General features: G+C 44.6%; 27 protein-coding genes, 1 pseudogene and 1 other annotated feature. Of the genes and pseudogenes, 2 read left to right on the plus strand and 26 right to left on the minus strand.

All coding sequences use genetic code 11. The annotated features are described in order from the left end of the window. Nucleotides 1-276: 276 nt before the first annotated feature. Nucleotides 277-735, minus strand: coding sequence for a ribose 5-phosphate isomerase B (gene rpiB / locus DXA18_RS12290; protein WP_118384145.1), 459 nt, complete (start codon nt 733-735; stop codon nt 277-279). A gap of 116 nt (nt 736-851) precedes the next feature. On the opposite strand from rpiB, the gene DXA18_RS12295 reads away from it, so the two are divergent. Beyond that, nucleotides 852-1637, plus strand: coding sequence for an HAD family hydrolase (locus DXA18_RS12295; protein ID WP_118384146.1), 786 nt, complete (start codon nt 852-854; stop codon nt 1635-1637). Between the two features lie 84 nt (nt 1638-1721). Here DXA18_RS12295 and DXA18_RS15685 read toward each other — a convergent pair whose 3' ends face one another. From DXA18_RS15685 to DXA18_RS12335, 9 genes and pseudogenes are all read right to left on the minus strand, one after another. Beyond that, a complete protein-coding gene (locus DXA18_RS15685) occupies nt 1722-1895 on the minus strand; it encodes a hypothetical protein (protein WP_158567133.1) in 174 nt (57 codons plus the stop codon). A gap of 92 nt (nt 1896-1987) precedes the next feature. After that, nucleotides 1988-2860 (minus strand): YitT family protein, encoded by an 873-nt coding sequence (locus DXA18_RS12300; RefSeq protein WP_118384147.1) that lies wholly within the window; start codon nt 2858-2860, stop codon nt 1988-1990. Between the two features lie 68 nt (nt 2861-2928). Continuing rightward, nucleotides 2929-3192 (minus strand): hypothetical protein, encoded by a 264-nt coding sequence (locus DXA18_RS12305; RefSeq protein ID WP_118384148.1) that lies wholly within the window; start codon nt 3190-3192, stop codon nt 2929-2931. A gap of 147 nt (nt 3193-3339) precedes the next feature. Then, complete coding sequence (gene tuf / locus DXA18_RS12310) at nt 3340-4533, minus strand: elongation factor Tu (protein WP_118384149.1); 1194 nt, start codon at nt 4531-4533, stop codon at nt 3340-3342. Between the two features lie 141 nt (nt 4534-4674). Continuing rightward, complete coding sequence (gene fusA / locus DXA18_RS12315; RefSeq protein ID WP_118384150.1) at nt 4675-6795, minus strand: elongation factor G; 2121 nt, start codon at nt 6793-6795, stop codon at nt 4675-4677. Between the two features lie 15 nt (nt 6796-6810). Next, nucleotides 6811-7280, minus strand: a pseudogene (gene rpsG / locus DXA18_RS12320) (30S ribosomal protein S7). A gap of 223 nt (nt 7281-7503) precedes the next feature. Continuing rightward, complete coding sequence (gene rpsL, locus DXA18_RS12325) at nt 7504-7923, minus strand: 30S ribosomal protein S12 (protein ID WP_118384151.1); 420 nt, start codon at nt 7921-7923, stop codon at nt 7504-7506. 321 nt (nt 7924-8244) lie between these two features. Then, a complete protein-coding gene (locus tag DXA18_RS12330) occupies nt 8245-8754 on the minus strand; it encodes a VanZ family protein (RefSeq protein ID WP_158567134.1) in 510 nt (169 codons plus the stop codon). Next, the gene (locus DXA18_RS12335; RefSeq protein WP_118384153.1) at nt 8738-9313 is read right to left on the minus strand and encodes an HD domain-containing protein; all 576 of its coding nucleotides are present in this window, start codon (nt 9311-9313) and stop codon (nt 8738-8740) included. The genes DXA18_RS12330 and DXA18_RS12335 overlap by 17 nt, the downstream gene beginning before the upstream one ends. A gap of 62 nt (nt 9314-9375) precedes the next feature. Here DXA18_RS12335 and DXA18_RS17480 point away from each other — a divergent pair, with 62 nt between their 5' ends. Then, nucleotides 9376-9558, plus strand: a complete 183-nt coding sequence (locus DXA18_RS17480; protein WP_118384154.1) for a hypothetical protein — start codon at nt 9376-9378, stop codon at nt 9556-9558. Between the two features lie 44 nt (nt 9559-9602). On the opposite strand, the gene DXA18_RS16210 is transcribed toward DXA18_RS17480, so the two are convergent. The 16 genes from DXA18_RS16210 to DXA18_RS16370 form a co-directional block, all read right to left on the minus strand. Next, entirely contained in the window at nt 9603-9962 is a 360-nt protein-coding gene (locus DXA18_RS16210; RefSeq protein ID WP_243007126.1) for a helix-turn-helix transcriptional regulator, read from the minus strand. An 11-nt stretch (nt 9963-9973) separates the two neighbouring features. Continuing rightward, nucleotides 9974-13594, minus strand: coding sequence for a DNA-directed RNA polymerase subunit beta' (rpoC, locus tag DXA18_RS12350; protein WP_118384155.1), 3621 nt, complete (start codon nt 13592-13594; stop codon nt 9974-9976). A 14-nt stretch (nt 13595-13608) separates the two neighbouring features. Further along, nucleotides 13609-17469 carry a DNA-directed RNA polymerase subunit beta gene (rpoB, locus tag DXA18_RS12355; protein WP_118384156.1) on the minus strand — a complete coding sequence of 1287 codons (3861 nt, stop codon included), beginning with the start codon at nt 17467-17469 and terminating at the stop codon, nt 13609-13611. A 262-nt stretch (nt 17470-17731) separates the two neighbouring features. Next, a complete protein-coding gene (gene rplL / locus DXA18_RS12360; RefSeq protein WP_118384157.1) occupies nt 17732-18106 on the minus strand; it encodes a 50S ribosomal protein L7/L12 in 375 nt (124 codons plus the stop codon). Nucleotides 18107-18227: 121 nt separating this feature from the next. Next, nucleotides 18228-18785: a 50S ribosomal protein L10 gene (rplJ, locus tag DXA18_RS12365; RefSeq protein WP_118384158.1), complete on the minus strand. Its 558-nt coding sequence runs from the start codon at nt 18783-18785 to the stop codon at nt 18228-18230. A 41-nt stretch (nt 18786-18826) separates the two neighbouring features. Further along, nucleotides 18827-18969: a sequence feature (ribosomal protein L10 leader region), on the minus strand. 26 nt (nt 18970-18995) lie between these two features. After that, nucleotides 18996-19526 (minus strand): DUF4870 domain-containing protein, encoded by a 531-nt coding sequence (locus DXA18_RS16215; RefSeq protein ID WP_147345599.1) that lies wholly within the window; start codon nt 19524-19526, stop codon nt 18996-18998. Between the two features lie 11 nt (nt 19527-19537). Beyond that, complete coding sequence (locus DXA18_RS12375) at nt 19538-19627, minus strand: zinc-ribbon domain-containing protein (RefSeq protein ID WP_118384160.1); 90 nt, start codon at nt 19625-19627, stop codon at nt 19538-19540. 34 nt (nt 19628-19661) lie between these two features. Beyond that, nucleotides 19662-21215, minus strand: a complete 1554-nt coding sequence (locus DXA18_RS12380; RefSeq protein WP_118384161.1) for an N-acetylmuramoyl-L-alanine amidase — start codon at nt 21213-21215, stop codon at nt 19662-19664. 16 nt (nt 21216-21231) lie between these two features. Next, nucleotides 21232-22257: a YARHG domain-containing protein gene (locus DXA18_RS12385; RefSeq protein ID WP_158567137.1), complete on the minus strand. Its 1026-nt coding sequence runs from the start codon at nt 22255-22257 to the stop codon at nt 21232-21234. 304 nt (nt 22258-22561) lie between these two features. Next, on the minus strand, nt 22562-23254 hold the full coding sequence (gene rplA, locus DXA18_RS12390; protein ID WP_118384163.1) for a 50S ribosomal protein L1: 693 nt from the start codon (nt 23252-23254) through the stop codon (nt 22562-22564). 80 nt (nt 23255-23334) lie between these two features. Further along, the gene (gene rplK / locus DXA18_RS12395) at nt 23335-23760 is read right to left on the minus strand and encodes a 50S ribosomal protein L11 (protein WP_118384164.1); all 426 of its coding nucleotides are present in this window, start codon (nt 23758-23760) and stop codon (nt 23335-23337) included. An 88-nt stretch (nt 23761-23848) separates the two neighbouring features. After that, on the minus strand, nt 23849-24364 hold the full coding sequence (gene nusG, locus DXA18_RS12400) for a transcription termination/antitermination protein NusG (RefSeq protein WP_118384165.1): 516 nt from the start codon (nt 24362-24364) through the stop codon (nt 23849-23851). 31 nt (nt 24365-24395) lie between these two features. Then, on the minus strand, nt 24396-24590 hold the full coding sequence (gene secE, locus DXA18_RS12405; RefSeq protein WP_118384166.1) for a preprotein translocase subunit SecE: 195 nt from the start codon (nt 24588-24590) through the stop codon (nt 24396-24398). 27 nt (nt 24591-24617) lie between these two features. Beyond that, nucleotides 24618-24767: a 50S ribosomal protein L33 gene (gene rpmG / locus DXA18_RS12410; protein ID WP_118384167.1), complete on the minus strand. Its 150-nt coding sequence runs from the start codon at nt 24765-24767 to the stop codon at nt 24618-24620. Between the two features lie 167 nt (nt 24768-24934). Next, the gene (locus DXA18_RS16365; protein WP_278337074.1) at nt 24935-25636 is read right to left on the minus strand and encodes a DUF1015 family protein; all 702 of its coding nucleotides are present in this window, start codon (nt 25634-25636) and stop codon (nt 24935-24937) included. Continuing rightward, a complete protein-coding gene (locus tag DXA18_RS16370) occupies nt 25636-26259 on the minus strand; it encodes a DUF1015 family protein (protein ID WP_278337075.1) in 624 nt (207 codons plus the stop codon). The genes DXA18_RS16365 and DXA18_RS16370 overlap by 1 nt, the downstream gene beginning before the upstream one ends. Nucleotides 26260-26314: the final 55 nt, after the last annotated feature.

The raw sequence follows: 26314 nt of genomic DNA on the forward strand, positions 1-26314 counted from the left end.
ACGGAAAGGCTTGTCCTCTCACACATATTCTATTTTAGTAGGTACAACAGTTGCCTTTCTCCTTGTATTTTCGTTGTTTTCATTACTTGCGTTATCTACAACCCCCATGACCGGCATCCATCATAATTGAATAAGCCATATTTACCATATCCTTTTTATCCACTCTATATCAGAATATGCCACAACATCGGAAATGCTAAAAAGCCCGACTGTTCCTTCCGAAACAATCAGGCTTATGTACTGTAATCCTCTGGTTTATCACGAGATTCTTACTGATTATTTATCACCATGGATTTTTCTTTTCTCGATATCCATCAGCATGTTCACACGTCTCTCATGCTTTCCGCCCATGAATTCTGCATTCAGCCACTCATCTACGATCATCTTAGCTGTCTCGATACCGATAACTCTTGCTCCAAATGCAAGGATGTTGGTATTATTGTGCTGTCTGGAAAGTTTAGCTGTATATGGCTCGCTGCAGACAACTGCACGGATACCTTCTACTTTATTAGCAGCCAGAGAAATACCAACTCCTGTACCGCAGATCAGGATACCAAGATCCACATCACCATGCGCTACTGCTTCACCGACCTTTTCTCCATATACCGGATAGTCACAGCTCTCATTAGAGTCTGTTCCGTAATTAACTACTTCATATCCTTTTTCCTTCAGATATTCTGAAATCTCATTCTTCATATCTACTGCAGCATGATCATTTCCAATTCCTATTTTCATAATTTCCGTTCCCCTTTCTGGACTTCAAAGGTACTACGTAATACCTTTTCATTTTTCACTTCTTATATTATAATAAATATCGATCTTAATCAACAATTTATTTGAGGTATCTTATTATGATAAAATTAATTGCAAGCGATATTGATGGTACATTACTTACCAATCATGGACAGATCGTTCCGGAGCGGACTGCTGATTTAATTCGCCGTCTCATCGATAAGGGGATATATTTTACCGCCGCAAGTGGTCGGCAATACAGTAATCTCCGCCGAATGTTTGACCCCATCAGCGAGAATATCTGCTATGCTGCCGAAAATGGCTGCCTCTGCGCACACAAGAATGAAATCATCAGCAAAATGTATCTGCCACAGGATATCTGCATGGATATTATTGATGCAATCCACGATTTTCCTGATTGTTACGGCATGGTTTCCGGAGTAAATACAAGTTACATAGACACCGACAATCCGGAAATATATGATCTGATCAAAAACACAAATAAGTATAACGTTACAAAAGTGAAGGATCTCAAAACAGATGTCCCAGAGCCAATCCTGAAAATTGCCGTCTGCGACCCAAAGCATGGCACAACACGCATCGGACCACATTTCGGTAAATTGTTCCAGGGCGAAGTGCATGCTGTGACTGCCGGTCTGATCTGGGTAGACTTTGTTGGAGATAACGCCAACAAAGGTCTTGGATTAAAAGCCATTCTGGATTACCTGCATATCGATCCATCTGAGTGTATTGCATTCGGCGATCAGTTGAATGATATCGAAATGTTAAAAGTTGCAGGAACCAGCTATGCCATGTCCACCGGCATGCCCGAAGTACGTGCACTTGCCGACCATATCACGGACTGTGTGGATGACGTGCTTGAGGAAATACTTCGCAATCTTTAATATGTACATATATGCAAAAGGCCATAGTTAATCAAACGCTTTGATTAACTATGACCTCATTTTCCCTATTATCCTCTGTTTAAATTATTTAAGAACATGTGATGCAACTCCCCAGACTGCCAGAACAATGCCAATACCACGATAAAACTTTTGATGTTTCTCGGTTGTATTCGCATAAATATAGGAAGTCTTTGGACTAAATACCAATACGAATCCGAGTACCATAATCAGATTCATTAGTGCCTCTGTATAATCCATTCTCTATTCCTCCTCACAAGCCAATATCTTCTTGTATATATAACCAATGCCAACTGCGCCCAGCGTAATACCCGTCACCAGCTATCCGTGTACTAAAATGCACCAGCTCCCGGTATCTTCGGTTGATAACGCATATCCGATACCGTATATACGGTAATAAATGCCTTCGGATCAAGCTTGTTAATGTAATTCATCAGTTTCTGATATTCATTCTTATCCACAATGGTAATGATCTCATGTCTCTTTTCCATGTTGTAGGCACCGATCGACTCATAAATTGTTGCTCCACTGTGTAGTTCATGGAGAATAAATCTCCGTAGTTCTTCCTCATGTTTCGTAATGATGCAGACTCGCCGTTTCAGATTCTGGCCAAAGATAAAATGATCTACCACAATGCCATTAAAATATGTGCCAAGGATACTTAATACGACCGTCTTTTTATCATAGACCAATGCTGCCGAAAGCGCCACACACATTCCAGACAAAGACATTGCTCTGCCAAGTTCGATATGCAGATACTTATTCATAATCTTTGCCACAATATCCAGGCCGCCGGAAGATGCATTCATATTAAACAGAATGCTGAGTCCTACACTGACTACCAATACATAGCACAGCACATCCAACTCCTGACTGTTCGTCAGGGATTCAATATTTGGAAATATTCTCTCGAATAATCCGATAAACACTGGCAATGCAATACTGGTATAGACCGTTTTTATACCAAATTCCTTCCCGCAGGTAATGAATCCGATGAGCAGTAATACCACATTCAGGATCATCGTAATTACCGACAACGGCAACGGTATAAAATTCGTAAGTATAATTCCAAGACCAGAAATGCTACTGACCGTTGTATGACTCGGTACCAAAAAAAAGTATACAGCTGCTGCAATGATTGCCACCGCTCCTGTCAACGTAAAGACTTCCCCAATTACGCCTTTATATGTGAGTTTTTTCTTCATTTCCCCATTCCATCCTATCATGACATTTGATATATATTATACCGTATGGAAATCATCTCGTACAACAATTAGTTATCCGAATTTGTCTTTGAATCTTTAGCAGAATCCTCTCCAGACGATGACATCTCTCCCGCACTCTCAATCTGCGCTTCCAGACTGGCGTTCTTCTCCCTTAATTCAGCCATCTTACTGTTCAATTCCATATTCTCTGAATACACTTCTTTGTAAGTATTACGCAGCATATGTAACTGGCTCACAGATATCACAAGCAGTACAGCAAGAACCACGATTGCAATATTCTTCCAACCAATCTTAGCAATCTTTTCCTTCATAGTTCAAACCTCCCATGCCTTACTCTCTATTGTGTAGAATATTATAATTCAGATTACAGCGAATGCCAAGTTGAATTTTAAAAATACCCCAGAAGCCTAAGCCTCTGGGGTAAATATTTGAGTTAATATTCTGATAACAGATTATAATTACTCGATGATTGTAGCAACACGTCCTGATCCTACAGTACGTCCACCTTCACGGATAGCGAAACGAAGACCCTGCTCCATAGCTACTGGATGAATCAGTTCGATTGTCATCTCTACGTTATCTCCAGGCATACACATTTCAACACCTTCTGGAAGGTTACATACACCTGTTACGTCTGTTGTTCTGAAGTAGAACTGTGGACGGTAGTTGTTGAAGAATGGAGTATGACGTCCACCTTCGTCTTTTGTCAGAACGTATACCTGACCAGTACACTTTCTGTGGCAGGTTACGCTGCCTGGTTTAATAAGACACTGACCTCTTTCGACGTCTTCTCTCTTGATACCACGAAGCAGAGCACCGATGTTATCACCAGCCTGTCCTTCGTCAAGGAGCTTACGGAACATCTCGATACCAGTTACAGTTGTCTTCTGGATCTCTTCTTTAATACCAACGATTTCAACTTCTTCGTTGAGGTGGATTGTACCACGCTCTACTCTACCAGTTGCAACAGTACCACGTCCTGTGATAGTGAATACGTCCTCGATTGGCATAAGGAATGGCTGATCTGTAGGACGCTGTGGGTCTGGGATGTACTCATCAACAGTATCCATCAGTTCCATGATCTTGTCGCCCCACTCTGAGTGTGGATCCTCAAGAGCTTTAAGAGCTGATCCCTGGATGATTGGTGTGTCATCGCCTGGGAATTCATACTCGTCAAGTTTCTCACGGATTTCCATCTCTACCAGTTCAAGAAGCTCCTCATCGTCTACCATGTCACATTTGTTCATGAATACTACGATGTAAGGAACACCTACCTGACGTGAAAGCAGGATATGCTCTGAAGTCTGAGCCATAACACCATCAGTTGCAGCTACTACAAGGATAGCTCCATCCATCTGAGCAGCACCAGTAATCATGTTCTTAACGTAGTCAGCATGTCCTGGGCAGTCAACGTGTGCGTAATGTCTCTTAGCTGTCTCATACTCTACGTGTGCTGTAGAGATAGTGATTCCACGCTCTCTCTCTTCTGGAGCTTTATCGATGTTCTCGAAATCTACAGCCGCATTACCTTCTACTCTCTCAGACAGAACCTTTGTGATTGCTGCTGTCAGAGTAGTTTTACCATGGTCAACGTGGCCGATGGTACCGATATTACAATGTGGTTTTGTTCTTTCAAATTTAGCTTTTGCCATTTTGAATATCCTCCTTATTCAATTGCCTTCTCAGGCTTTTTTATTTTTTCATGTTAACTCGGCTAATTTTGATTATATTTCAAAATGCCCAGTTTTTCAAGCCTTTTCCATACTTTTTAAGCACAAAATACGCCTGTTTTATTATTTGCTCTCTTTACCAGATAAGATCTTCTCCTGAACTGACTTCGGAACCGGCTCATACTTCTCGAAGAACATTGAGTAGTTACCACGTCCCTGTGTTCTGGAACGAAGGTCTGTAGAGTATCCGAACATTTCTGAAAGCGGTACGTATCCATGTACAATCTTTCCACCGCCCAGATCATCCATACCTTCGATACGTCCACGACGAGAGTTGATATCACCGATAATATCTCCCATGTACTCTTCAGGCATGGTTACTTCTACCTTCATGATAGGCTCAAGCAGTACCGGAGCAGCTTTCTTCATAGCATCCTTAAATGCAAGGGAACCGGCAATATGGAATGCCATTTCACTTGAATCGACTTCATGGTAAGATCCGTCGTATACGTTAGCATGAATACCAACTACCGGGAATCCTCCAAGAATACCAGACTTCATAGCTTCCTCGATACCTTCGCCTACAGCTGGGATATATTCCTTCGGAATAGCACCACCGACAACAGTAGATTCAAACTTGAACAGTTCTTCACCGTTGGCATCCATAGGCTCAAATTTAACTTTACAGTGTCCGTACTGTCCACGTCCACCTGACTGTTTAGCGTATTTGCTGTCAACGTCAACTGCCTTAGTAAATGCTTCTTTGTACGCAACCTGAGGAGCACCTACATTAGCCTCTACCTTGAACTCACGCAGAAGTCTGTCTACGATGATTTCCAGGTGGAGCTCACCCATACCAGCGATGATTGTCTGACCTGTCTCGTGATCTGTATGAGCACGGAATGTCGGATCTTCTTCTGCCAGTTTAGCAAGAGACTCACCAAGTTTACCCTGAGAAGCCTTAGTCTTAGGCTCGATAGCCAGCTCGATAACCGGCTCTGGGAATTCCATAGACTCAAGGATTACCGGATGCTGCTCGTCACAGATTGTATCACCTGTTGTAGTGATCTTAAATCCAACTGCAGCTGCGATATCTCCTGAATATACTTTATCCAGTTCCTGACGTTTGTTAGCGTGCATCTGAAGGATACGTCCTACACGCTCTTTTTTATCTTTTGTTGAGTTATATACATAAGAACCTGAGTTCATAGTTCCTGAATATACTCGGAAGAATGCAAGCTTACCAACGAATGGGTCAGCCATGATCTTGAATGCCAGAGCTGAGAACGGCTCATCATCAGATGAATGTCTCTCAACTTCATTACCATCCATATCAGTTCCCTTGATAGATGGGATATCTGTAGGAGCTGGCATGTACTCAAGAATAGCATCCAGAAGTTTCTGAACACCTTTATTTCTGTAAGCACTCCCGCAGCAAACTGGTACTGCTGTACACTCACATGTAGCTTTACGAAGAACTGCCTTAAGCTGGTCTACTTCCGGAATTTCGTCTTCCAGATACATCATCATAAGTTCGTCATCCAGTTCGCAGATCTTCTCTACGAGTTCTGAACGATACAGTTCAGCATCATCAGCCATATCAGCCGGGATATCTGTGATAGAAATATCATCACCCTTATCATCATTGTAGATGTAAGCTTTCATTTCCATCAGGTCAATGATTCCCTGGAAATCATCTTCTTTACCGATTGGCAACTGAAGAACGATAGCGTTCTTACCAAGTCTTGTTCTGATCTGGTCTACTGCATTGTAGAAATCAGCACCCAGGATATCCATCTTATTGATGAATGCCATTCTAGGTACATTGTATGTGTCAGCCTGACGCCATACGTTTTCTGACTGTGGCTCAACACCACCCTTAGCACAGAACACACCAACAGCGCCGTCCAGTACACGAAGTGAACGCTCTACCTCTACAGTAAAGTCAACGTGTCCCGGAGTATCGATGATGTTGATACGATGTTCCTTAGCACCTGCCTTTGGCTTGCAGTTTTCCTGCAGAGTCCAGTGACATGTGGTAGCGGCTGATGTGATAGTGATACCTCTTTCCTGCTCCTGTTCCATCCAGTCCATGGTAGCAGTACCTTCATGAGTATCACCAATTTTATAATTTACACCGGTATAGTAAAGAATACGCTCTGTAAGTGTAGTCTTACCAGCGTCAATATGCGCCATAATACCGATATTCCTGGTTCTCTCCAATGGATATTCTCTTCCAGCCATTATTGCCTCCTAAAATTAGAAACGATAGTGAGCAAACGCCTTGTTTGCTTCTGCCATCTTGTGCATATCTTCTTTTTTCTTTACAGATGCGCCTGTGTTGTTCATAGCATCCATAATTTCGTTTGCAAGTCTCTCTTCCATGGTCTTCTCGCCTCTCTTGCGTGAGAACATGGTCAGCCAACGAAGTGCAAGTGCCTGTCTTCTGTCTGCTCTTACCTCGATCGGTACCTGGTATGTTGCACCACCGATACGTCTTGCTTTAACCTCGAGTACTGGCATGATATTGTTCATAGCTCCTCAAATACTTCGATTGCCGGCTTGCCTGTCTTTTCTTCTACTCTTGCGAATGCACCGTATACAATCTTCTGAGCTACGCCCTTCTTACCATCTAACATGATGTTGTTGATAAGCTTTGTAACCACTTTGTTGTTGTACATTGGATCCGCTAATACGTCTCTTTTCTGAGTATGTCCTTTACGTGGCACGGTTCTTCCCTCCTTAAATATATTGATTTAATTCATAGGTACTCACATGTGTCGTTCTAATGATACTGTGTAGTGCACAGGGCATACTTCAGGAAAATGTCTACAGATACGCATTGTTCTATCTGCAGATATATCTTCTACCCTGCAACTTACTTCATCATAGTTCTGTTTGTGAATAACAGTTGTCTGCGCTTACGCGCTTATGATATCTTGTCTAAATATCTTATTTAGCGTCTTTTGGTCTCTTTGCACCGTATTTAGAACGAGCCTGACGTCTCTTTGCAACACCTGCTGTATCAAGTGTTCCACGAACGATATGGTATCTTGTACCTGGCAAGTCCTTAACACGACCACCACGGATCAGTACTACACTATGCTCCTGAAGGTTGTGTCCTTCTCCTGGGATATAGCTTGTTACTTCAATTCCGTTAGAAAGACGAACTCTGGCGATCTTTCTAAGAGCTGAGTTAGGCTTCTTAGGTGTAGCTGTCTTAACAGCTGTACAAACACCTCTCTTCTGCGGTGCAGATGTGTCTGTTACTTTCTTTCTTAAAGAGTTGTAACCCTTCTGAAGTGCCGGAGCTGTAGATTTCTTTACAGAAGTCTGACGTCCTTTTCTAACTAACTGGTTAAATGTTGGCATTTCATTCACCTCCTACAATAAAATAAGTTACTGGTTAAACATCTAATGTTTGGCGCACAAAAAACAATGCATTTTTGTGCACACTTGAATATTTTAGTGGGTTTATCTGTAAATGTCAAGGGCTTTTATAAAGAATGTTTGAATCAAATCAAAACAGGCAAGCTCTGATCTTATACGATTTTATACATAAAAAGCCGTACAAAAGAACTCTGCTTCTGCACGGCTTGGATTATTTATACTCCAGGAATGATATTTATCAAATACTCCCATCATTCTTACACGTTTCATTATAACACATACCCCGGTAAATAAAAAGCTGTTTTACTTTTTTCTCGCAACTCTCTGCCGCACTCTGCCGACTCTGCACAATATCAGGATTCCAATCGCAGCCCCTGCGCTGTCCAGTATCACATCCCGGATCTGCCCGCTTCTTCCAGGTACAAAAAGCTGATGAAACTCATCGGTCGCGGCATAGAATGTAGCCCAAATCCAGGCATATCGTATTGCCTTCTTTCCACAGATACCATATGCATACGCTGTTCCCGATACGAGCATTCCAAGAATTGCATATTCTGTCGCATGTGCCATTTTACGGATTGGATATTCGATTTTTTCTGCAAAAGCATTTTGTTCTTCTGTAGTCCACGCATCAAAACCCGCCACTGCTATTTTACCGATCTGTAGTCCTACCGTATAACTCATCTCGGATGACTCTGGTGCCGGTGCAGCCGAGAACCAGAAAATCACCATCATCCAACATAAAGCAAGAACAGGAAGTAAGATTTTACTGATTTTTGACAATGTCTTATTCTCTTTACAATCCAAGGACATCTGCGATTGCTCCCATTTCTTCCAGAGCCACATCAATCAAGTCATCCAGACTGAGCCCAGTAAACTCGATTGCTTCCATATAATCTCTGTTGGCACCAGATGCAAATCGGAGTTCATTAAATCGTTTCATGACAGACTTATGTTTCACGCTTGCAATTTTCTTATCCGGATAGATCTGTGCAACTGCCTTAACAAACCCGCTCATCGGATCTGCCGCAAGCAGTGCATACTGCAGATTGGTCTTAGCTTTCATGCCACATTTCGGATTGTGCGCTTTTATAGCATCCCCAAGAACCGGATCATCTATTCCTTCTTTTTTCAAGATTTCTACCGATGTCGGTCCATGCACGGACATATTGTGCTGCCAGTCACACTGTTCTTCATCCAGATCATGTAAAAGTCCTGCAATTCCCCAGTACTCCACTTCGTCCGGTGCAAGTCTTTTGGCAAGTCCTTTCATAATCGCTTCCACTGCATAAGAGTGCTGAATGTAGCGTTCACCCTTCATATATTTCATCAAAATATCATGTGCCTGTTCTCTGGTAATTCTCTCTGCCATAATTCTGCCTCCTGATTCAGATGCCTGTCAGACCTTTGGCCCCTGGCATCTTTACTATATAGATGTTTTTTGATGCCTGCGGATTGTTTCGTGCTTCGCACTCCCACAATCCTCCCAAATATTCGCATATCGCGGGATTACTATCCCACTTTTATGCTCATATTGGGGCGGGTCCCAAGGTCTTTCATCCACTTACAAGCAAGCTCATGTGGATTCAGACCTTTGGCCCCTGGCATCATATATAAAGAATACTCAGCGACAGTATCTGCCCCTGAGTATTCCATATCATTTATTGTTCTCTTTCAATCAGATGGATTTCCATATCCATTCCCATGCTGTCCGCAATACGGTTCAGCATATCCACAGTCGGACTGTGTTTACCGCTTTCCAGACGTGCGATATTTGGACGCTTTACACCAGATACGTCTGCGACTTCCTGCTGAGTCAGTCCCATTTCCTTTCTGGCCTGCTTATACATTCTTCCAACCGCAACGCTCATCTTCTCCTGGTAAGCTTTGATCACATATACGTTGGTACCTTCGTCTTCCAGATCCACGATCATACCTTCAGCTGCCCGCATGGCTTTAATTTCCTCTACGGTCATCGGACCTTTTCTTACTCTTTCCGGTTCAACATTTTTATTGCTCATGTTCTACGCTCCTATTGTACATCATCCACTTCTTCTGAAAATACCAGATCGTCATCCAACGTGATCTCGTCATTCATCTCGAGTTCTGTACTCAGTTTGACATCACGATACTTTCTCATACCGGTACCAGCCGGAATTGGCTTACCGATAATTACATTTTCCTTCATACCACACAAATGGTCTACCTTACCCTTAATAGCTGCTTCAGTAAGAACCTTTGTGGTTTCCTGGAATGATGCTGCTGAAAGGAATGAGTTCGTTGCAAGAGATGCCTTAGTAATACCAAGCATGATCTGCTCACCAGTTGCCTGCTCAAGTCCTTCTGCTGCAAGCTCTTCGTTCTTATCCTCAAACTCAAGTACATCAACCATTGTTCCCGGAAGGAATCCGGATTCTCCAGCTTCCTCGATGCGGATCTTCTTCAGCATCTGACGAACCAGCACCTCGATATGCTTATCGTTGATTTCTACACCCTGCAGACGGTATACTCTCTGTACTTCCTGGATCATGTAATCCTGCACAGCACGAAGTCCTTTGATCTTCAGGATATCATGTGGGTTAACGCTACCTTCTGTCAGCTCATCACCGGCTTCCAGTACAGCTCCATCAGCGATCTTAATTCTTGATCCATAAGGAATCAGATAAGCCTTAGACTCGCCTGTTTCCTGATTGGTAACGATGATCTCACGTTTCTTCTTCGTATCATTGATTGTGGCAACTCCACCGAACTCTGTGATAATCGCAAGTCCCTTTGGCTTTCTTGCCTCAAAAAGCTCTTCGACACGAGGAAGACCCTGTGTGATATCGTCTCCGGCTACACCACCACTATGGAATGTACGCATGGTCAGCTGTGTACCAGGCTCACCGATAGACTGTGCCGCGATGATTCCAACAGCCTCACCAACCTGTACCGGCTCTCCGGTTGCCATGTTGGCTCCGTAACACTTCGTGCAGACACCATTGTGTGCCTTACATGTCAGGATGGTACGGATCTTCACCTGCTTGAGTGATTCACCATTTTCATCAACACCGTATTTCATAATCTTCTCCGCACGTTTCGGTGTAACCATGTGGTTCGCCTTTACGATTGGGTTACCATCTTTATCTACTACGTCCTCTGCAAGGTAACGTCCTGTAATACGCTCCTGCAGACTCTCGATTTCTTCTTTTCCATCCATGAATGCTTTTACATACATTCCCGGAATCGGCTTGCCTTCCTGAGCACAATCCACATCGTGGATGATCACGTGCTGGGAAACGTCTACCATTCGTCTGGTCAGGTAACCAGAGTCGGCAGTACGAAGTGCTGTATCTGACATACCTTTTCGAGCTCCATGCGCTGACATGAAATACTCCAGTACGTCCAGACCTTCACGGAAGTTAGACTTGATAGGAAGCTCGATCGTACGTCCGGTTGTATCAGCCATCAAACCACGCATACCTGCAAGCTGTTTGATCTGCTTATCAGAACCACGGGCTCCTGAGTCAGCCATCATGAAGATGTTGTTGTATGCATCCAGACCGTCCAGCAGAACCTTAGTCAGGGCATCATCGGTTGTCTTCCATGTCTCTACGACTTCCTTATAACGTTCTTCCTCTGTGATCAGACCACGCTTGAAGTTCTTCGTGATCTTATCTACAGTTTCCTGAGCCTGAGCGATCATTTCCGGCTTCTCCGGCGGTACCGTCATATCGGCGATCGCTACGGTCATGGCAGCTCTTGTAGAATATTTGTATCCGGTTGCTTTTACCGCATCCAGTACTTCTGCTGTAGCTGTTGATCCATGTGTATTAATAACTTTCTCCAGAATCTGTTTCAGCTGTTTCTTACCTACGTGGAAGTCAACTTCCAGAAGCAGCTCGTTGCCCTCAACTTCACGGTCAACAAATCCGAGATCCTGAGGAATGATCTCGTTAAAGATAAATCTTCCCAGTGTAGACTCTACCGTTCCTGTCTTAACAGTTCCGTCCAGCATAGTCTTAGATACGCGCACCTTGATACGTGAATGCAGTGTAACTGCCTGGTTCTCATAAGCCAGAATTGCTTCATTTACGTTCTTGAAGCACTTGCCTTCTCCGACAGCTCCCGGTCTCTCCTGTGTCAGATAGTAAATACCAAGAACCATATCCTGTGAAGGTACCGCTACCGGACCACCATCCGACGGTTTCAGCAGGTTATTTGGCGACAGAAGAAGGAAGCGGCACTCTGCCTGTGCTTCCACTGACAGCGGAAGATGTACCGCCATCTGGTCTCCATCGAAGTCCGCGTTGTACGCTGTACAAACCAGCGGATGAAGCTTAATCGCCTTACCCTCTACAAGGATAGGCTCAAACGCCTGAATACCAAGTCTATGCAGTGTAGGGGCACGGTTCAACATAACCGGATGTTCTTTGATAACATCTTCCAGCACATCCCACACCTCTGGCTGAAGCTTCTCTACCATCTTCTTGGCATTCTTAATATTATGGGCTGCTCCGCTCTGAACCAGTTCTTTCATAACGAAAGGCTTGAACAGCTCGATAGCCATCTCTTTCGGCAGACCACACTGATAGATCTTCAGCTCCGGTCCTACTACGATAACCGAACGTCCTGAGTAGTCAACACGCTTACCCAGCAGGTTCTGACGGAAACGTCCTGACTTACCTTTCAGCATATCAGACAGAGACTTCAGTGCACGGTTACCAGGTCCTGTAACCGGACGGCCACGACGACCATTATCAATTAATGCGTCAACCGCTTCCTGCAGCATTCTCTTTTCGTTTCTCACGATAATGTCCGGAGCTCCCAGTTCCAGAAGTCTCTTCAGACGGTTATTTCTGTTAATAATTCTTCTGTACAGATCATTCAGGTCAGATGTGGCGAAACGTCCACCATCCAGCTGAACCATCGGACGAAGATCCGGCGGGATAACCGGGATGTTAGTCAATACCATCCACTCCGGCTTATTTCCCGACTCACGGAATGCTTCTACCACTTCCAGACGTTTTACGATTCTGGCACGCTTCTGTCCGGTAGCGCCCTCAAGACCTGCCTGCAGCTCTGCGTATTCTTTTTCCAGATCAATCGCTTCCAGAAGTTCTTTGATAGACTCTGCACCCATACCTACACGGAATGCATTGCCCCAGTTCTCTCTTGCTTCCTGATACTCAGCCTCAGAAAGTACCTGTTTGTACATCAGGTTCGTATCACCTGCATCCAGCACGATGTAAGATGCAAAATACAGCACCTTCTCCAGAGTTCTCGGAGACAGATCCAGAATCAGTCCCATACGGCTTGGGATTCCCTTGAAATACCAGATATGGGAAACCGGAGCCGCCAGAGCGATGTGTCCCATACGCTCTCTACGTACACTGGACTTTGTAACCTCAACGCCGCATCGGTCGCAGACTACACCTTTATAACGGATTTTCTTGTACTTTCCGCAGTGGCATTCCCAGTCCTTGCTAGGTCCGAAAATGCGCTCGCAGAAAAGTCCGTCTTTCTCAGGCTTCAGTGTTCTATAGTTAATAGTCTCAGGCTTAGTAACTTCGCCTCTTGACCACTCTAATACTTTTTCAGGTGATGCCAACCCGATTTTGATCGCATCAAAAGTCATAGGCTGGTATGTTTGTTCATTATTATTTGCTGGCATACTGGCACCCCTTTCTACTCTTCGTCAGACAGTTCGTCAAATTCAATCTCAAAGTCACCATTGAGGTCATCATCATCCTCCGGTTCCTCAACATCCACAAGTTCTTCACCCTGGAATTCCTGAGCGGTATATCCATGTTCGCCCAGATTCTCCTCGTCCTGACGATACTTTCTATCTCCCTCGATCAGTGAGCGGAAATCAGTTTCACCCATATCTACGGTTTCCATGATCTCTACTTCTGTATTGTCATCACGAAGCACACGCACATCCAGTCCCAGAGACTGCAGCTCTTTCAGAAGTACCTTGAAGGATTCCGGAATACCCGGCTCAGGGATATTTTCACCCTTGATAATTGCCTCGTAGGTCTTCACACGGCCAATTACATCATCGGACTTCACAGTCAGGATCTCCTGCAGTGTGTAAGAAGCACCATAAGCCTCCAGAGCCCATACCTCCATCTCTCCGAAACGCTGTCCACCGAACTGAGCTTTACCACCCAGAGGCTGCTGTGTTACCAGAGAGTAAGGACCGGTAGAACGTGCATGGATCTTGTCGTCTACCAGGTGATGGAGCTTCAGGTAATGCATGTGACCGATTGTTACCGGACTATCGAAATACTCACCGGTACGTCCGTCACGAAGGCGTACTTTACCGTCTCTTGAAAGCGGTACACCCTTCCACAGTTTTCTGTGATCTCTGTTTTCGTACAGATAATCCACAACTTCCGGAAGAAGTTCAGCCTCATGAAGCTTCTTGAATTCATCCCACTCCAGATTTACATAGTCATTTGCAAGTTCCAGAGTATCCATAATATCATGCTCATCTGCACCGTCAAATACCGGTGTCGCGATGTTAAATCCTAATGCTTTTGCTGCCAGTGACAGATGAATCTCCAGCACCTGTCCGATATTCATACGTGAAGGCACACCCAGTGGGTTCAGCACGATGTCCAACGGACGGCCATTTGGCAGGAACGGCATATCCTCTACAGGAAGCACACGGGAAACGACACCCTTGTTACCATGACGTCCGGCCATCTTATCACCAACAGAAATCTTTCTCTTCTGCGCAATGTAGATACGTACAGACTGATTTACTCCAGGAGACAGTTCATCACCGTTCTCTCTTGTAAATACCTTCGCATCTACAACAATACCATATTCTCCGTGCGGTACTTTCAGGGAAGTGTCACGTACTTCACGTGCCTTCTCACCAAAGATTGCACGAAGCAATCTCTCTTCTGCTGTAAGCTCTGTCTCTCCCTTAGGAGTAACCTTACCTACCAGAATATCTCCGGCGCGCACTTCTGCACCGATACGGATAATACCACGCTCATCCAGATCCTTCAGAGCGTCATCACCCACACCTGGGATATCTCTTGTGATTTCCTCAGGTCCAAGCTTGGTATCTCTCGCTTCTGCTTCATATTCCTCAATATGAATAGATGTATATACATCGTCCTGCACCAGTCTCTCACTAAGCAGAACGGCATCCTCGTAGTTGTAACCTTCCCAGGTCATAAATCCGATCAGCGGGTTCTTACCAAGAGCCATCTCGCCCTGTGATGTAGACGGACCATCAGCGATTACCTGTCCTTCTTCTACTCTTTCTCCCTTAAATACGATCGGTCTCTGGTTGTAGCAGTTGCTCTGGTTACTTCTCTGGAACTTGGTCAGCTTGTATTTCTTAAGAGTCTTGTCATCCTGACGGATTGTGATCTCTGTAGAAGTAGAACGCTCTACAATACCGCCCTGCTCAGCAACCACACATACTCCTGAGTCAACAGCAGACTTTTCTTCCATACCAGTACCTACAACCGGTGCCTCTGTCAGCATAAGCGGTACGGCCTGACGCTGCATGTTAGATCCCATCAGCGCACGGTTCGCATCGTCATTCTGCAGGAATGGAATCAATGCTGTAGCAACAGAGAATACCATTCTCGGAGATACGTCCATGTAATCAAACATTGTACGCTCATACTCCTGAGTCTCTTCTCTGTAACGACCAGATACGCTCTTACGAACAAAATGTCCTTCTTCATCCAGCTTCTCGTTCGCCTGTGCTACATGGTAGTTATCCTCTTCGTCAGCTGTCATATATACAACTTCTTCTGTGACAACCGGGTTCTTCGGATCATCGTGATTGATCTTACGATACGGAGCCTCGATAAATCCATATTCATTAATTCTTGCATAACATGCAAGAGAGTTGATCAGACCAATGTTCGGTCCCTCAGGTGTCTCGATAGGGCACATTCTTCCATAATGCGAGTAGTGTACATCTCGTACCTCGAATCCGGCACGGTCTCTTGACAGACCACCAGGTCCCAGCGCTGAAAGACGTCTCTTATGAGTCAGCTCACCCAGCGGGTTATTCTGATCCATGAACTGTGACAGCTGTGAAGATCCAAAAAACTCTTTCACTGCTGCTGTTACAGGCTTAATGTTGATCAGAGACTGTGGTGAAATGCCTTCTGTATCCTGTGTAGTCATACGCTCACGTACCACACGTTCCAGTCTGGACAGACCGATACGGTACTGGTTCTGCAGAAGTTCTCCTACGGAACGGATACGGCGGTTACCCAGGTGGTCGATATCATCATCCGTACCAACACCATACTCCAGATGGATGTTATAGTTAATAGAAGCAAGAATATCTTCCTTCGTAATATGCTTCGGAATCAGGTCGTGAATATCTCTGTGGATCGCATCCTTGAGTTCATCGATATCACCTGCTGTCTCTTCCAGGATTGTAGCCAGAACCGGATAATATACCTGTTCTGTCACGCCCAGTTCAGCCGGATCTACGTCTACGATTGCATCCAGATCAACCATCATGTTAGAGAGAATTTTGATCTTTCTCTCCTCTTCCGGATTCTCCAGCCATACAGCCGGAACAGCCGCATTCTGAATCTGATCTGCTATATCTCTAGTAATCTTCGTTCCTTCTTCTGCAATGATTTCACCTGTCAACGGGCTTACAACCGTCTCAGCCAGTACATGACCTGAAATACGGTTCTTAAGAGCCAGCTTTTTATTAAATTTGTAACGGCCAACCTTAGCCAGATCATAACGTCTAGGATCAAAGAACATGCTGGTAATCAGACTTTCCGCACTGTCTACTGCCAGCGGCTCGCCCGGACGGATCTTCTTATATAATTCCAGAAGACCTTCCTGATAATTGGTCGCAGCATCCTTCTCAAAACTTGCCAGGATCTTAGGCTCTTCACCAAAGAGTTCTACGATCTCCGGATTAGTACCGATACCAAGTGCACGGATCAGTACAGTGATCGGAACCTTACGTGTGCGGTCTACACGCACGTAAAAGATATCATTAGAATCCGTCTCATACTCCAGCCATGCTCCACGGTTCGGGATAACAGTTGAAGAATACAGTTTCTTTCCAAGTTTATCATGAGCAATTGCATAATAAATGCCAGGAGAACGTACAAGCTGACTTACGATAACACGTTCTGCTCCATTAATCACGAACGTACCCGTAGCAGTCATCAACGGCAGATCGCCCATAAAGATCTCATGTTCATTAATTTCATCTGTTTCTTTATTGTGAAGTCTTACCTTTACCTTCAAAGGTGCGGCATATGTTGCGTCACGCTCCTTGCACTCATCGATTGAGTACTTCACATCCTTCTCACACAGGGTAAAATCCACGAATTCCAGACTAAGCTTTCCGCTGTAATCTGTAATAGGAGAAATATCATCAAACACCTCATTTAATCCTTCATCCAGAAACCATTTGTAGGAATCCTTCTGGACTTCGATCAGATTCGGCATCTGAAGTACTTCTTTTTGGCGGGAATAGCTCATGCGGGAACTTCTTCCACTCTTAATAGGACGAATTCTGTTTTTCTCCATTTGACATTCACTCCTCGTTTAATATTTTGTGGCATCAATTTGCCTGAAATCTTGCAGTTTCAACGACAGATTAGCTTGTCAAGCTAATTTTAGGCGCATTTTAGTGGCACAACTTTCCACAATTGCGCATTTTCTACTATATCACGACACACTTAATATTGTCAACACATAGTTTCATATTTTTTGAAGAAATTTAAAAGCACCATACAGGTGCAATACCTGTACGGTGCTTTGATTACTGAATTCAATTCGCCTGTTGGAATTATTTAAGGTTAACTTCTGCTCCCTCAGCTTCCAGTTTAGCTTTGATTTCCTCAGCCTCAGCCTTAGAAACGCCCTCTTTAACAACCTTAGGTGCGCCATCTACAACTGCCTTAGCTTCTTTCAGTCCAAGACCTGTGATCTCACGAACAACCTTGATAACCTTAACCTTAGAAGCACCTGCTGCTGTAAGCTCTACATCAAACTCATCTTTCTCTTCAGCTGCTGCTGCATCTCCACCTGCTGCTGCTACAACAACACCTGCTGCTGCAGAAACACCAAATTCTTCTTCACATGCTTTTACTAAATCATTTAACTCTAATACTGATAACTCTTTGATAGCATCAATAAACTCAGCTGTTGTCAACTTTGCCATTTCATTTTTCCTCCATATTCTTAATTTTGATCTTTCATGATTAAATGACATCCTTCATGCCTACGCTGTCAGGCACAAAGAACTTTGTATTCCGAAGTCACACAAGACTTCCTCATACTTCTTACTCCTCTGTAGCCGGAGTCTCTGCTGCTGCCTCTGCAGGAGCTTCTTCTGTAGCCGGTGTGCATTCTGCTGCTCCACCTTTTTCTGCGATCTGGTTGAGAACGCGTGCCAGGTTTGTGATCGGAGACTGCATACTTCCAAGTAATCTTGAAAGCAGTTCTTCTCTTGAAGGGATCTTTGCAAGTTCTGTCAATGCTGCTGCATCATACTTCTGTCCTTCTACCACACCTGCTTTTAATTCAAGAGCCTTTGCATCTTTTGCAAACTTAGCAAGGATTCTTGCCGGAGCTGTTGCATCATCTTTAGAAATTGCAATAGCATTCGGTCCGTCCAGATACTCATCTAACTGAGCAAAATCTGTTCCTTCAAAAGCTCTTTTCATCATTGTGTTCTTACAAACTTTGTAAACTACTCCAGCTTCTCTCAGCTGTTTACGAAGAGCTGTATCTTCTGCAACTGTCAATCCACGGTAATCAACCAGGACGATTGACTGAGCGCCTTCGATGTCATTTACGATAGCCTGTACGACTGGCTGTTTCAATTCAACTTTTGCCACGAATGGTGCACCTCCTTATAGATTTTGGTTTATACACCGCCGATAGATATAAAAAACCTCCGTGTCAAAGACACAGAGGTTGAAATTCATACATGACGTACTAATCTATTCTTCCTCGGTAGGCGCGCATCACGCTTACGTCCTCGCGGACACCTACTGTCTTCGGCAGTCTTTTAGTAGATTAGCATACTTTTCTAATGCTGTCAATACTTATTTTAAGAAATTAAAGCTTCTTACCACATATGGTTCTTTTGCATTGCCTTTGCAGATAGAGAAGAACGCAATGATCTTGCACACATACAATACAATCCCAAAGATACCCGCTGCGATCGGCACAATAAATGTCCAGAACAGAAGCAGTGTTATAATTCCGGTAAGCACTTCGAGCACCGTGAATTTCAGTGCCTGTCTTACATGGAATGATAGATACGGCGAATCCTTACTTGCCAGCAGTGCAACGATGATTCCGATTGTTCCCATCAGATATACCAGCATTGCGATCACCTTATTATCAGAAATATCTTTTGCTGTAAATTCCGATGTGTGGTCATACGGGTCATACGGTGTATAATTCGGCTGATACCCACCCTGTTGTCCATAATTCTGTGACTGACCATAATTTGGATTCTGCCCATAATTTACATTCTGCGCTCCGGCATTCTGACTTTCAGCCTGCGACTGACCAGATGTCTGTTCAGGTTCTACCGGTTGTGCTACCTGTTCTGTTTTCTCAGGTTCCACTCTCTGTTCTTCTACTCTCTGTTCTTCCACTTTTGTACACAATGTGTGCAGAATGCAGCTCCATCCTGTATCTCCGCCCCACAGTTCTTACATATCTTCATCTTTGGTTCCTCCTTTGTATTAGATACTATGCGTCTAGTTTATCATAGATTGATATACCAGACCAGATATTTCCACAATTTTGCCACGTGCGGCAGCCGTATCATTCAATCCACTGCTCATCACGCAGATCGCATAATCACCTTTGTCCGTACTTACAATTGCCGCATCATGTTCTGCATCTTCCAGTTCACCTGTTTTATTCGCGCACATTGTTCCTTCCGGAAGCCCTGCCGGAATCTTGCCCCGACGTTCCTGTTCTTTCATATAGGCAAGGATCTGTGATGCACCGGCGATCTCATTGTTCTCGATCAACTCTAAAAACTTCACGCAATCCTTTGGCGAGGTGTAATTATCATCTGACGCATTAAAATCCAAAAGCAGCCTTCCCATATGAGTATCCGAGTATCCATGTTCCGCGCAATAGTCATTCACTTTCTGCATACCGGCCGCAGCATCACCGGATCCCAATCTTCTCACTAACGTATTCGCCGCATCATTATCACTGACACGGATCATACTCCGCACAAGTGCTTCTGTCTCTCCGGTATAGTTTTCCTGTCCAGCCAGATTATCCTGCTGTTCATATACAGTTCCGGCAACAAACAATTTGATCAGGCTCGCCGCTTCCTGTCTGCCATCTCCCGCCAACGCATAGCTTCCATCAGCGATTTTTTCTACATATACGCCCCAGGATTCACCCTGTACCTGACGCTCCTGAATCTCGCCCGCAAGTTCTGTACTCAGCTCATCAAGCTCATCCGCATCCGAAGTTCGATGTGATTCATAATACTGCTCAACACCACGGACTATACCTTCTACCATCTTATTCCGGTAATCCGCATCTTCCATATTACGGTCATCCTGTTCATTCGTCATGAATCCCATTTCCAGAATCATCACAGGAACTTCACTCCAGTTAAGACCGGTCATTGTATCATTTTCCTGAATACCAAGGTTCTGCATCCCGGTATTCGCACAATAGGACCCCAGCACATCTTCTGCCAGTTCCCTGCTGTCACCGTAAAGCGATGATGTATTCGGATTCGTCTGAGATGCAATCAGTGCCAGCGCCCCATTCGCAGAAGCATCTTCACTGCCGTTGGCATGAATTCGAATCGCAACATCCGCGCCTGCGTCATTAGCAAGTATGGCTCGTTCCGAATTACTAATTGCAGTTTCATTGTCCTCTCTGGTCATGATTACATCATAGCCCGCTTCCCGCAACGCATCGCGAAGCTGTAATGACACATCCAGACAAAGCTCGTACTCCGGGATGCCGGTATATTTCCCTGAAGTACCTGTACTTGCTTTCGCTTTCATCTCAGCAGACCCCGGAGCGTTGGGCTCCTTTGCGCTCATATCTACATCCCACGCCTGATGTCCGGGATCGATTGCCACAAGTAACTTCTTTTCTTTTTCTTCCAATTCCGGAGCTTCCGTCTGTTCATTCTTCTCAGGCTTTTCGTTTTGAATCACACGCACTTTCTCTTGTTCTGATTTCTTATCTGTCAGTTTCGAAATTCTGCCACACCCGGTCACACCCAAAACAATAACCAGCATAGCGCTTACTATACGCACTTTTCTCATAATGCACCTGATCCATTTACTGATCTAACTGATATCCATTTGGAGAAATGCTGAACTCCAGATTCTTCAGGAATGTAACATTTTTCTTCTCCACGTCAGAGAGTAACGACTCGCTGAAATTTGCCGGTGCGATCGTTCCCGAATACCAGCTCTGGGAATTAAAATAGTTCTGCAGTTCCCGAGAATCAAACAGCCTTCCATGGCGTGCATAGATCTCATTCTTTGCATAATTAATCTGTTGCAAACTCAACCCTGCCACATCAGCATCTGTAAGCAGTCTGCTGCTGCTCTGCGGCAATACATAGCCGCCCGCATCACCTGCAGTTTCCTCCACCGCTTCTTTCTCTTCTGTAATGGTCTCCGTCTTACCTTTTTCAAGCACCAGCTCTACGCCATCTTCATTCATTACCTTATTCGCTTCCAGATAAAGCTTATCGCCGTGCACACTCAGATCGCCACCAATCTTCACTTTCTCGTTAGCCGCCAGTGCCGCAAGCAGACCTGTCTGTAATTTTGCATCATCCACATATACACTGCTCACATCTTCTACCAGCACCTTATCCCCGTCAGAATCCAGTGCATACACAGTCAGTCCATCTCCCCAGCTCAGAATCTCTGAGCCATTCGATGCCTTCTTAACATTTCCGGCCAGTGTACAATAACTATTTTCAGTAGCATTAATATCCACCTTATCCAGATCTACCTCATCAGCATCTACTGTCTTTTCTTCTTTTTCATCAAGCTCTTCCAAATCTTTGGAGGCTTCCTTCGATGGTGCAAACACCTGACTGTAAAGCAGATAACCGCCACCGCCCACAATCAGCAGACTGATCAATATAATTCCAATGATCAGCGGAATGCTGCCGCCTTTTTTCTTGTAAACCGGTGCATCTGCAGGATCATCCGGCATCTCCACATAGCGCTCCCCCTGAAATGCACCGCAGTTCGGACAATGCACATCATTCTCATCAATCTTCGCGCCGCACTGCTGGCAAAACACCTTACCATCATCAGAATATGTATTCTTCTCATCATTCCTCATATCTTTTATCCTCCTCGCCAGATCACACCCGGCCCGACTTTTTCCGTCTTCAGCAGACATCTTAGATTCAGTATAGCATACCGCAGTGTTTATCTCAATGTCATATATGTTCAGAGCCATAAGGAACAAAGAATGTGCCTTGGCACATTCTCGCGCCTGCGGCGGTCGCTTGCGACATCTACCTCATCCGCCGCAGTGCGCATCCTCGCGGAGCGTTTTTTACTTTACAGGAAAGCAATTTCCTGTAAAGTAAAAAAATCACCGTCAATCGACGGTGATTTTCTGTATTTCGATGCTGTGTGGATTAAACCAGCTTAGCCGGGTTAATCTTTACTCCAGGTCCCATAGTAGAAGTAAGTGTCACACTCTTAAGGTACTGACCCTTAACTGCTGCCGGTCTGGCTTTATTAAGTGCATCAATAAGCGTCTGGAAGTTGTCTGCAAGCTGTTCCTCAGAGAAAGAAGCCTTTCCGATCGGAACGTGTACGATATTAGTCTTGTCAAGTCTGTACTCGATCTTACCAGCTTTGATATCGTTAACAGCCTTAGTAACATCCATTGTTACTGTACCAGCCTTCGGGTTTGGCATAAGTCCCTTAGGTCCAAGTACACGACCGATACGTCCAACAACGCCCATCATATCCGGTGTAGCTACTACTACGTCGAAATCGAACCAGTTTTCTTTCTGGATCTTCTCGATCAGTTCCATTCCTCCTACGTAATCAGCACCAGCTGCTTTAGCTTCTTCAGCCTTAGCATCCTTAGCGAATACCAGGATACGAACTTTCTTACCAGTTCCGTGTGGCAGTACAACTGCTCCACGAATCTGCTGGTCAGCGTGACGTCCGTCACATCCGGTTCTGATATGAGCCTCGATGGTCTCATCAAATTTGGCAACTGCTGTCTTCTTTACCAGAGCGATAGCCTCTTCTTTTCCGTAAAGATTACCTCTCTCGATATTCTTGGCAGCTTCGATATATTTCTTTCCGTGTTTCATTTAAAAATACCTCCTTGTGGTAATGTCGGGATAACCCTCCCACTGCGTTATATCATCAATTTCACTCAGTTATTCTCAGATTATTCAGTAACGGTAACACCCATAGAACGGCATGTACCTTCGATCATGCTCATAGCGCTCTCAACGCTTGCTGCGTTAAGGTCTGGCATCTTCAGCTCTGCGATTTCCTGAACCTGAGCCTTAGTGATTGTTGCTACCTTAGTCTTGTTCGGCACGCCTGAACCAGATTTGATGTTGCAGGCTTTCTTAATAAGAACTGCTGCCGGTGGTGTCTTTGTGATGAAACTAAAGCTTCTGTCATTGTAAACTGTGATTACTACAGGAATGATCAGATCTCCCTGATCTGCTGTCTTAGCATTGAACTGCTTTGTAAATTCTACAATGTTAACACCATGCTGTCCAAGTGCAGGTCCTACCGGAGGAGCCGGTGTTGCCTTACCTGCAGGAATCTGTAATTTGATATAACCTGTTACTTTTTTTGCCATTTTAATTACCTCCTTGTGGTAATGCCGGGGTAAATACCCCTCCCACTGATTTTAATCTTGATTTCCACAACCAACTGTGAAAAACGTACTACATCTTCTTAATTTCTGCGAAACTTAATTCTACTGGCGTCTCGCGGCCAAAAAGCTCTACATTGATGGTCAGACTCTGCTTCTGCAGATTCATAGACTGGACAACGCCAACTGTGTCTGCCCATGCTCCGGCAATAACCTGAATGGTATCTCCGATCTCGTAATCAGACTCGATATTCTCGCGTTTGATTCCAAGTCCGGCCATCTCAACATCCGTAAGCGGAACCGGTTTGGATCCAGGACCTACGAATCCTGTAACACCTCTTGTGTTACGTACTACATACCAGGTATCGTCGTTCATGATCATGTGGATCAGAACATAGCCGGGAAACATCTTCTTCTGTGCAGTCTTCGGAACTCCGTTCTTCATCTCGACTACATCCTGCATCGGAACTCTGACTTCCAGAATCTCATCTTCCAGATGTCTGTTCTCGATGGTCTTGTCAATGTTAGCCTTTACCTTGTTCTCATACCCGGAATAGGTATGAACCACGTACCATTTTGCTTCTGACATAAAATCACCTTTCTTGCATGCAGTTTATCAGTTATCTTACCAATAAATCCACTCCGTTCTGCACCAGGAAATCAATCACTGCAATGATCGCTCCCAATACAACGGATACAGAAACGACTGCCGCTGTCTGTTTTGCAAGTGTCTCTTTGTCCGGCCAGATGATCTTGCGGAATTCCGCTTTCAGACCTTTGAACCAGCTTTTCTTCTGAGCTTCTTTCTTACTCATGACATTCACACTCCTTTTCAGAACGACTTATTTCGTTTCTTTGTGCATTGTGTGTGATTTGCAGAACTTACAGTACTTCTTAGTTTCCATGCGTTCCGGATGAGCTTTCTTATCCTTAGTCATGTTGTAGTTACGCTGCTTGCATTCTGTACACTCTAAAGTAATTCTTGTACGCACAACTTCCACCTCGCTTCGTATTTACATTTTTACGTGTTACCGGTAGCTTGCGAGGCTACCTAAAATTAGGCATAAAAAAAAGACCTACTTCCATCGCTAGAATACTATAGCACAGCATTCGGACGGAAGTCAAGCCTTTTCTCCCTGCTCTGTCGCAAAACAGCTATTTATTTTGTGAGCTTTCTGCATTCCATATAATAGCGCTTCTGGATATCTTCGCCAATGGAAAATGTCTTTCTTGGCAACACGCCTCCTGCTTCAATCGCGTCAAAAAGCGAACTCTTGTCAAAAGCTCCAAGAATCATTGCACAGCCTCTTCCATCTTTTGCAATATGCTCTGCCGCCGCCTCACTATGTACATAGTCCAGTTCCCGCTCCGGATACTCTTTCAAATATTCATCCAGATATTTCTGAAGAAGCTCCACCGGCAAGTGACCAGCCCGGTTCCCAATCTTATAGGAAGATTTGTTTTCCTTATATAAAAATGTCACATCCGCCTGCGCATCATCATCTGTCTGCGCAAGTCTCATATCCTGCTTTTTCAGATATTCCGCAAAGCCATTTGCCAGCGTATTATCATCACAGTTATACAACACTCTGTGGATCGGATAAAACAGCAATGACGGACTGTACAGATTCACAGCTTCCACCAGCGCATAACGCATCGGATGATCCGTCCGTTCTTCTTCCGTCAGATCCTTTTTCGCATTCTCCCAGCACGTCTTTGCCGAAGCAAGCGAATGATTGCCATCTCCAACCGCAAGGAAAATTCCCGGACACGCCGCTTCCATCTGCTGCAATCTCGCGGATACACGTTCCGCATACACTCCGGTCACCGCATATCCGGTCACATGACCACCATCTTCCATCAGCTCCGTATCGTACAGCTTCTCAAACTCATACGTTCTTCATATAATGCTTCCAAAAGCTGCTTCTTCGGATCATCCATCAGCACCATTACGTGAGGACTTTCCAGCGATGCGCCTTCACGGATACCCACACGTACTGGAATTCGTTCTTTCACTGTAGCTTCCGTGGCACGCACCGGTGCATCGGTTCCCACATGATAGTCATATTTTTCCAGATCCAATTCTGCCACCAGACCAATCCGTTCTCCCACAGAAGTCTGCCGCACCGTCAGTACGTAGCCCTGATGTACGCGTTCCTTTAAGACTTCGTCTTTCAGATATGCAGACATCTCATTCTGAATCGCGGCAATGCGATCGATGTATGCCTGTCTGTCATCTGTATTCAAATATATCTCCGGATAAATAAGCCGCAGCATAGACGGCGCATCCTGCACGTAATTTTCCACCCGCTTCCAATACTCCGGCTGTGCGGTAAACTGATCACATGCGATCACCGCCCATTTTTTCATATCTACATTCATGTCTGGCAGTAAAATATCTGCCGGACGCAGTGATGCCTCCGGCAGATATGATGTATGATCCATCCCATTCTCTTGCGATGTATTATTCTTCTGCAATTCCATATACTGTTCATCCTTCCACGTATGGTCTCTTTTGACCAGACCGTGTTTCTATTAT

The organism is Dorea sp. AM58-8 (genome assembly GCF_003464045.1).
GTDB lineage: Bacteria > Bacillota > Clostridia > Lachnospirales > Lachnospiraceae > Claveliimonas > Claveliimonas ammoniilytica.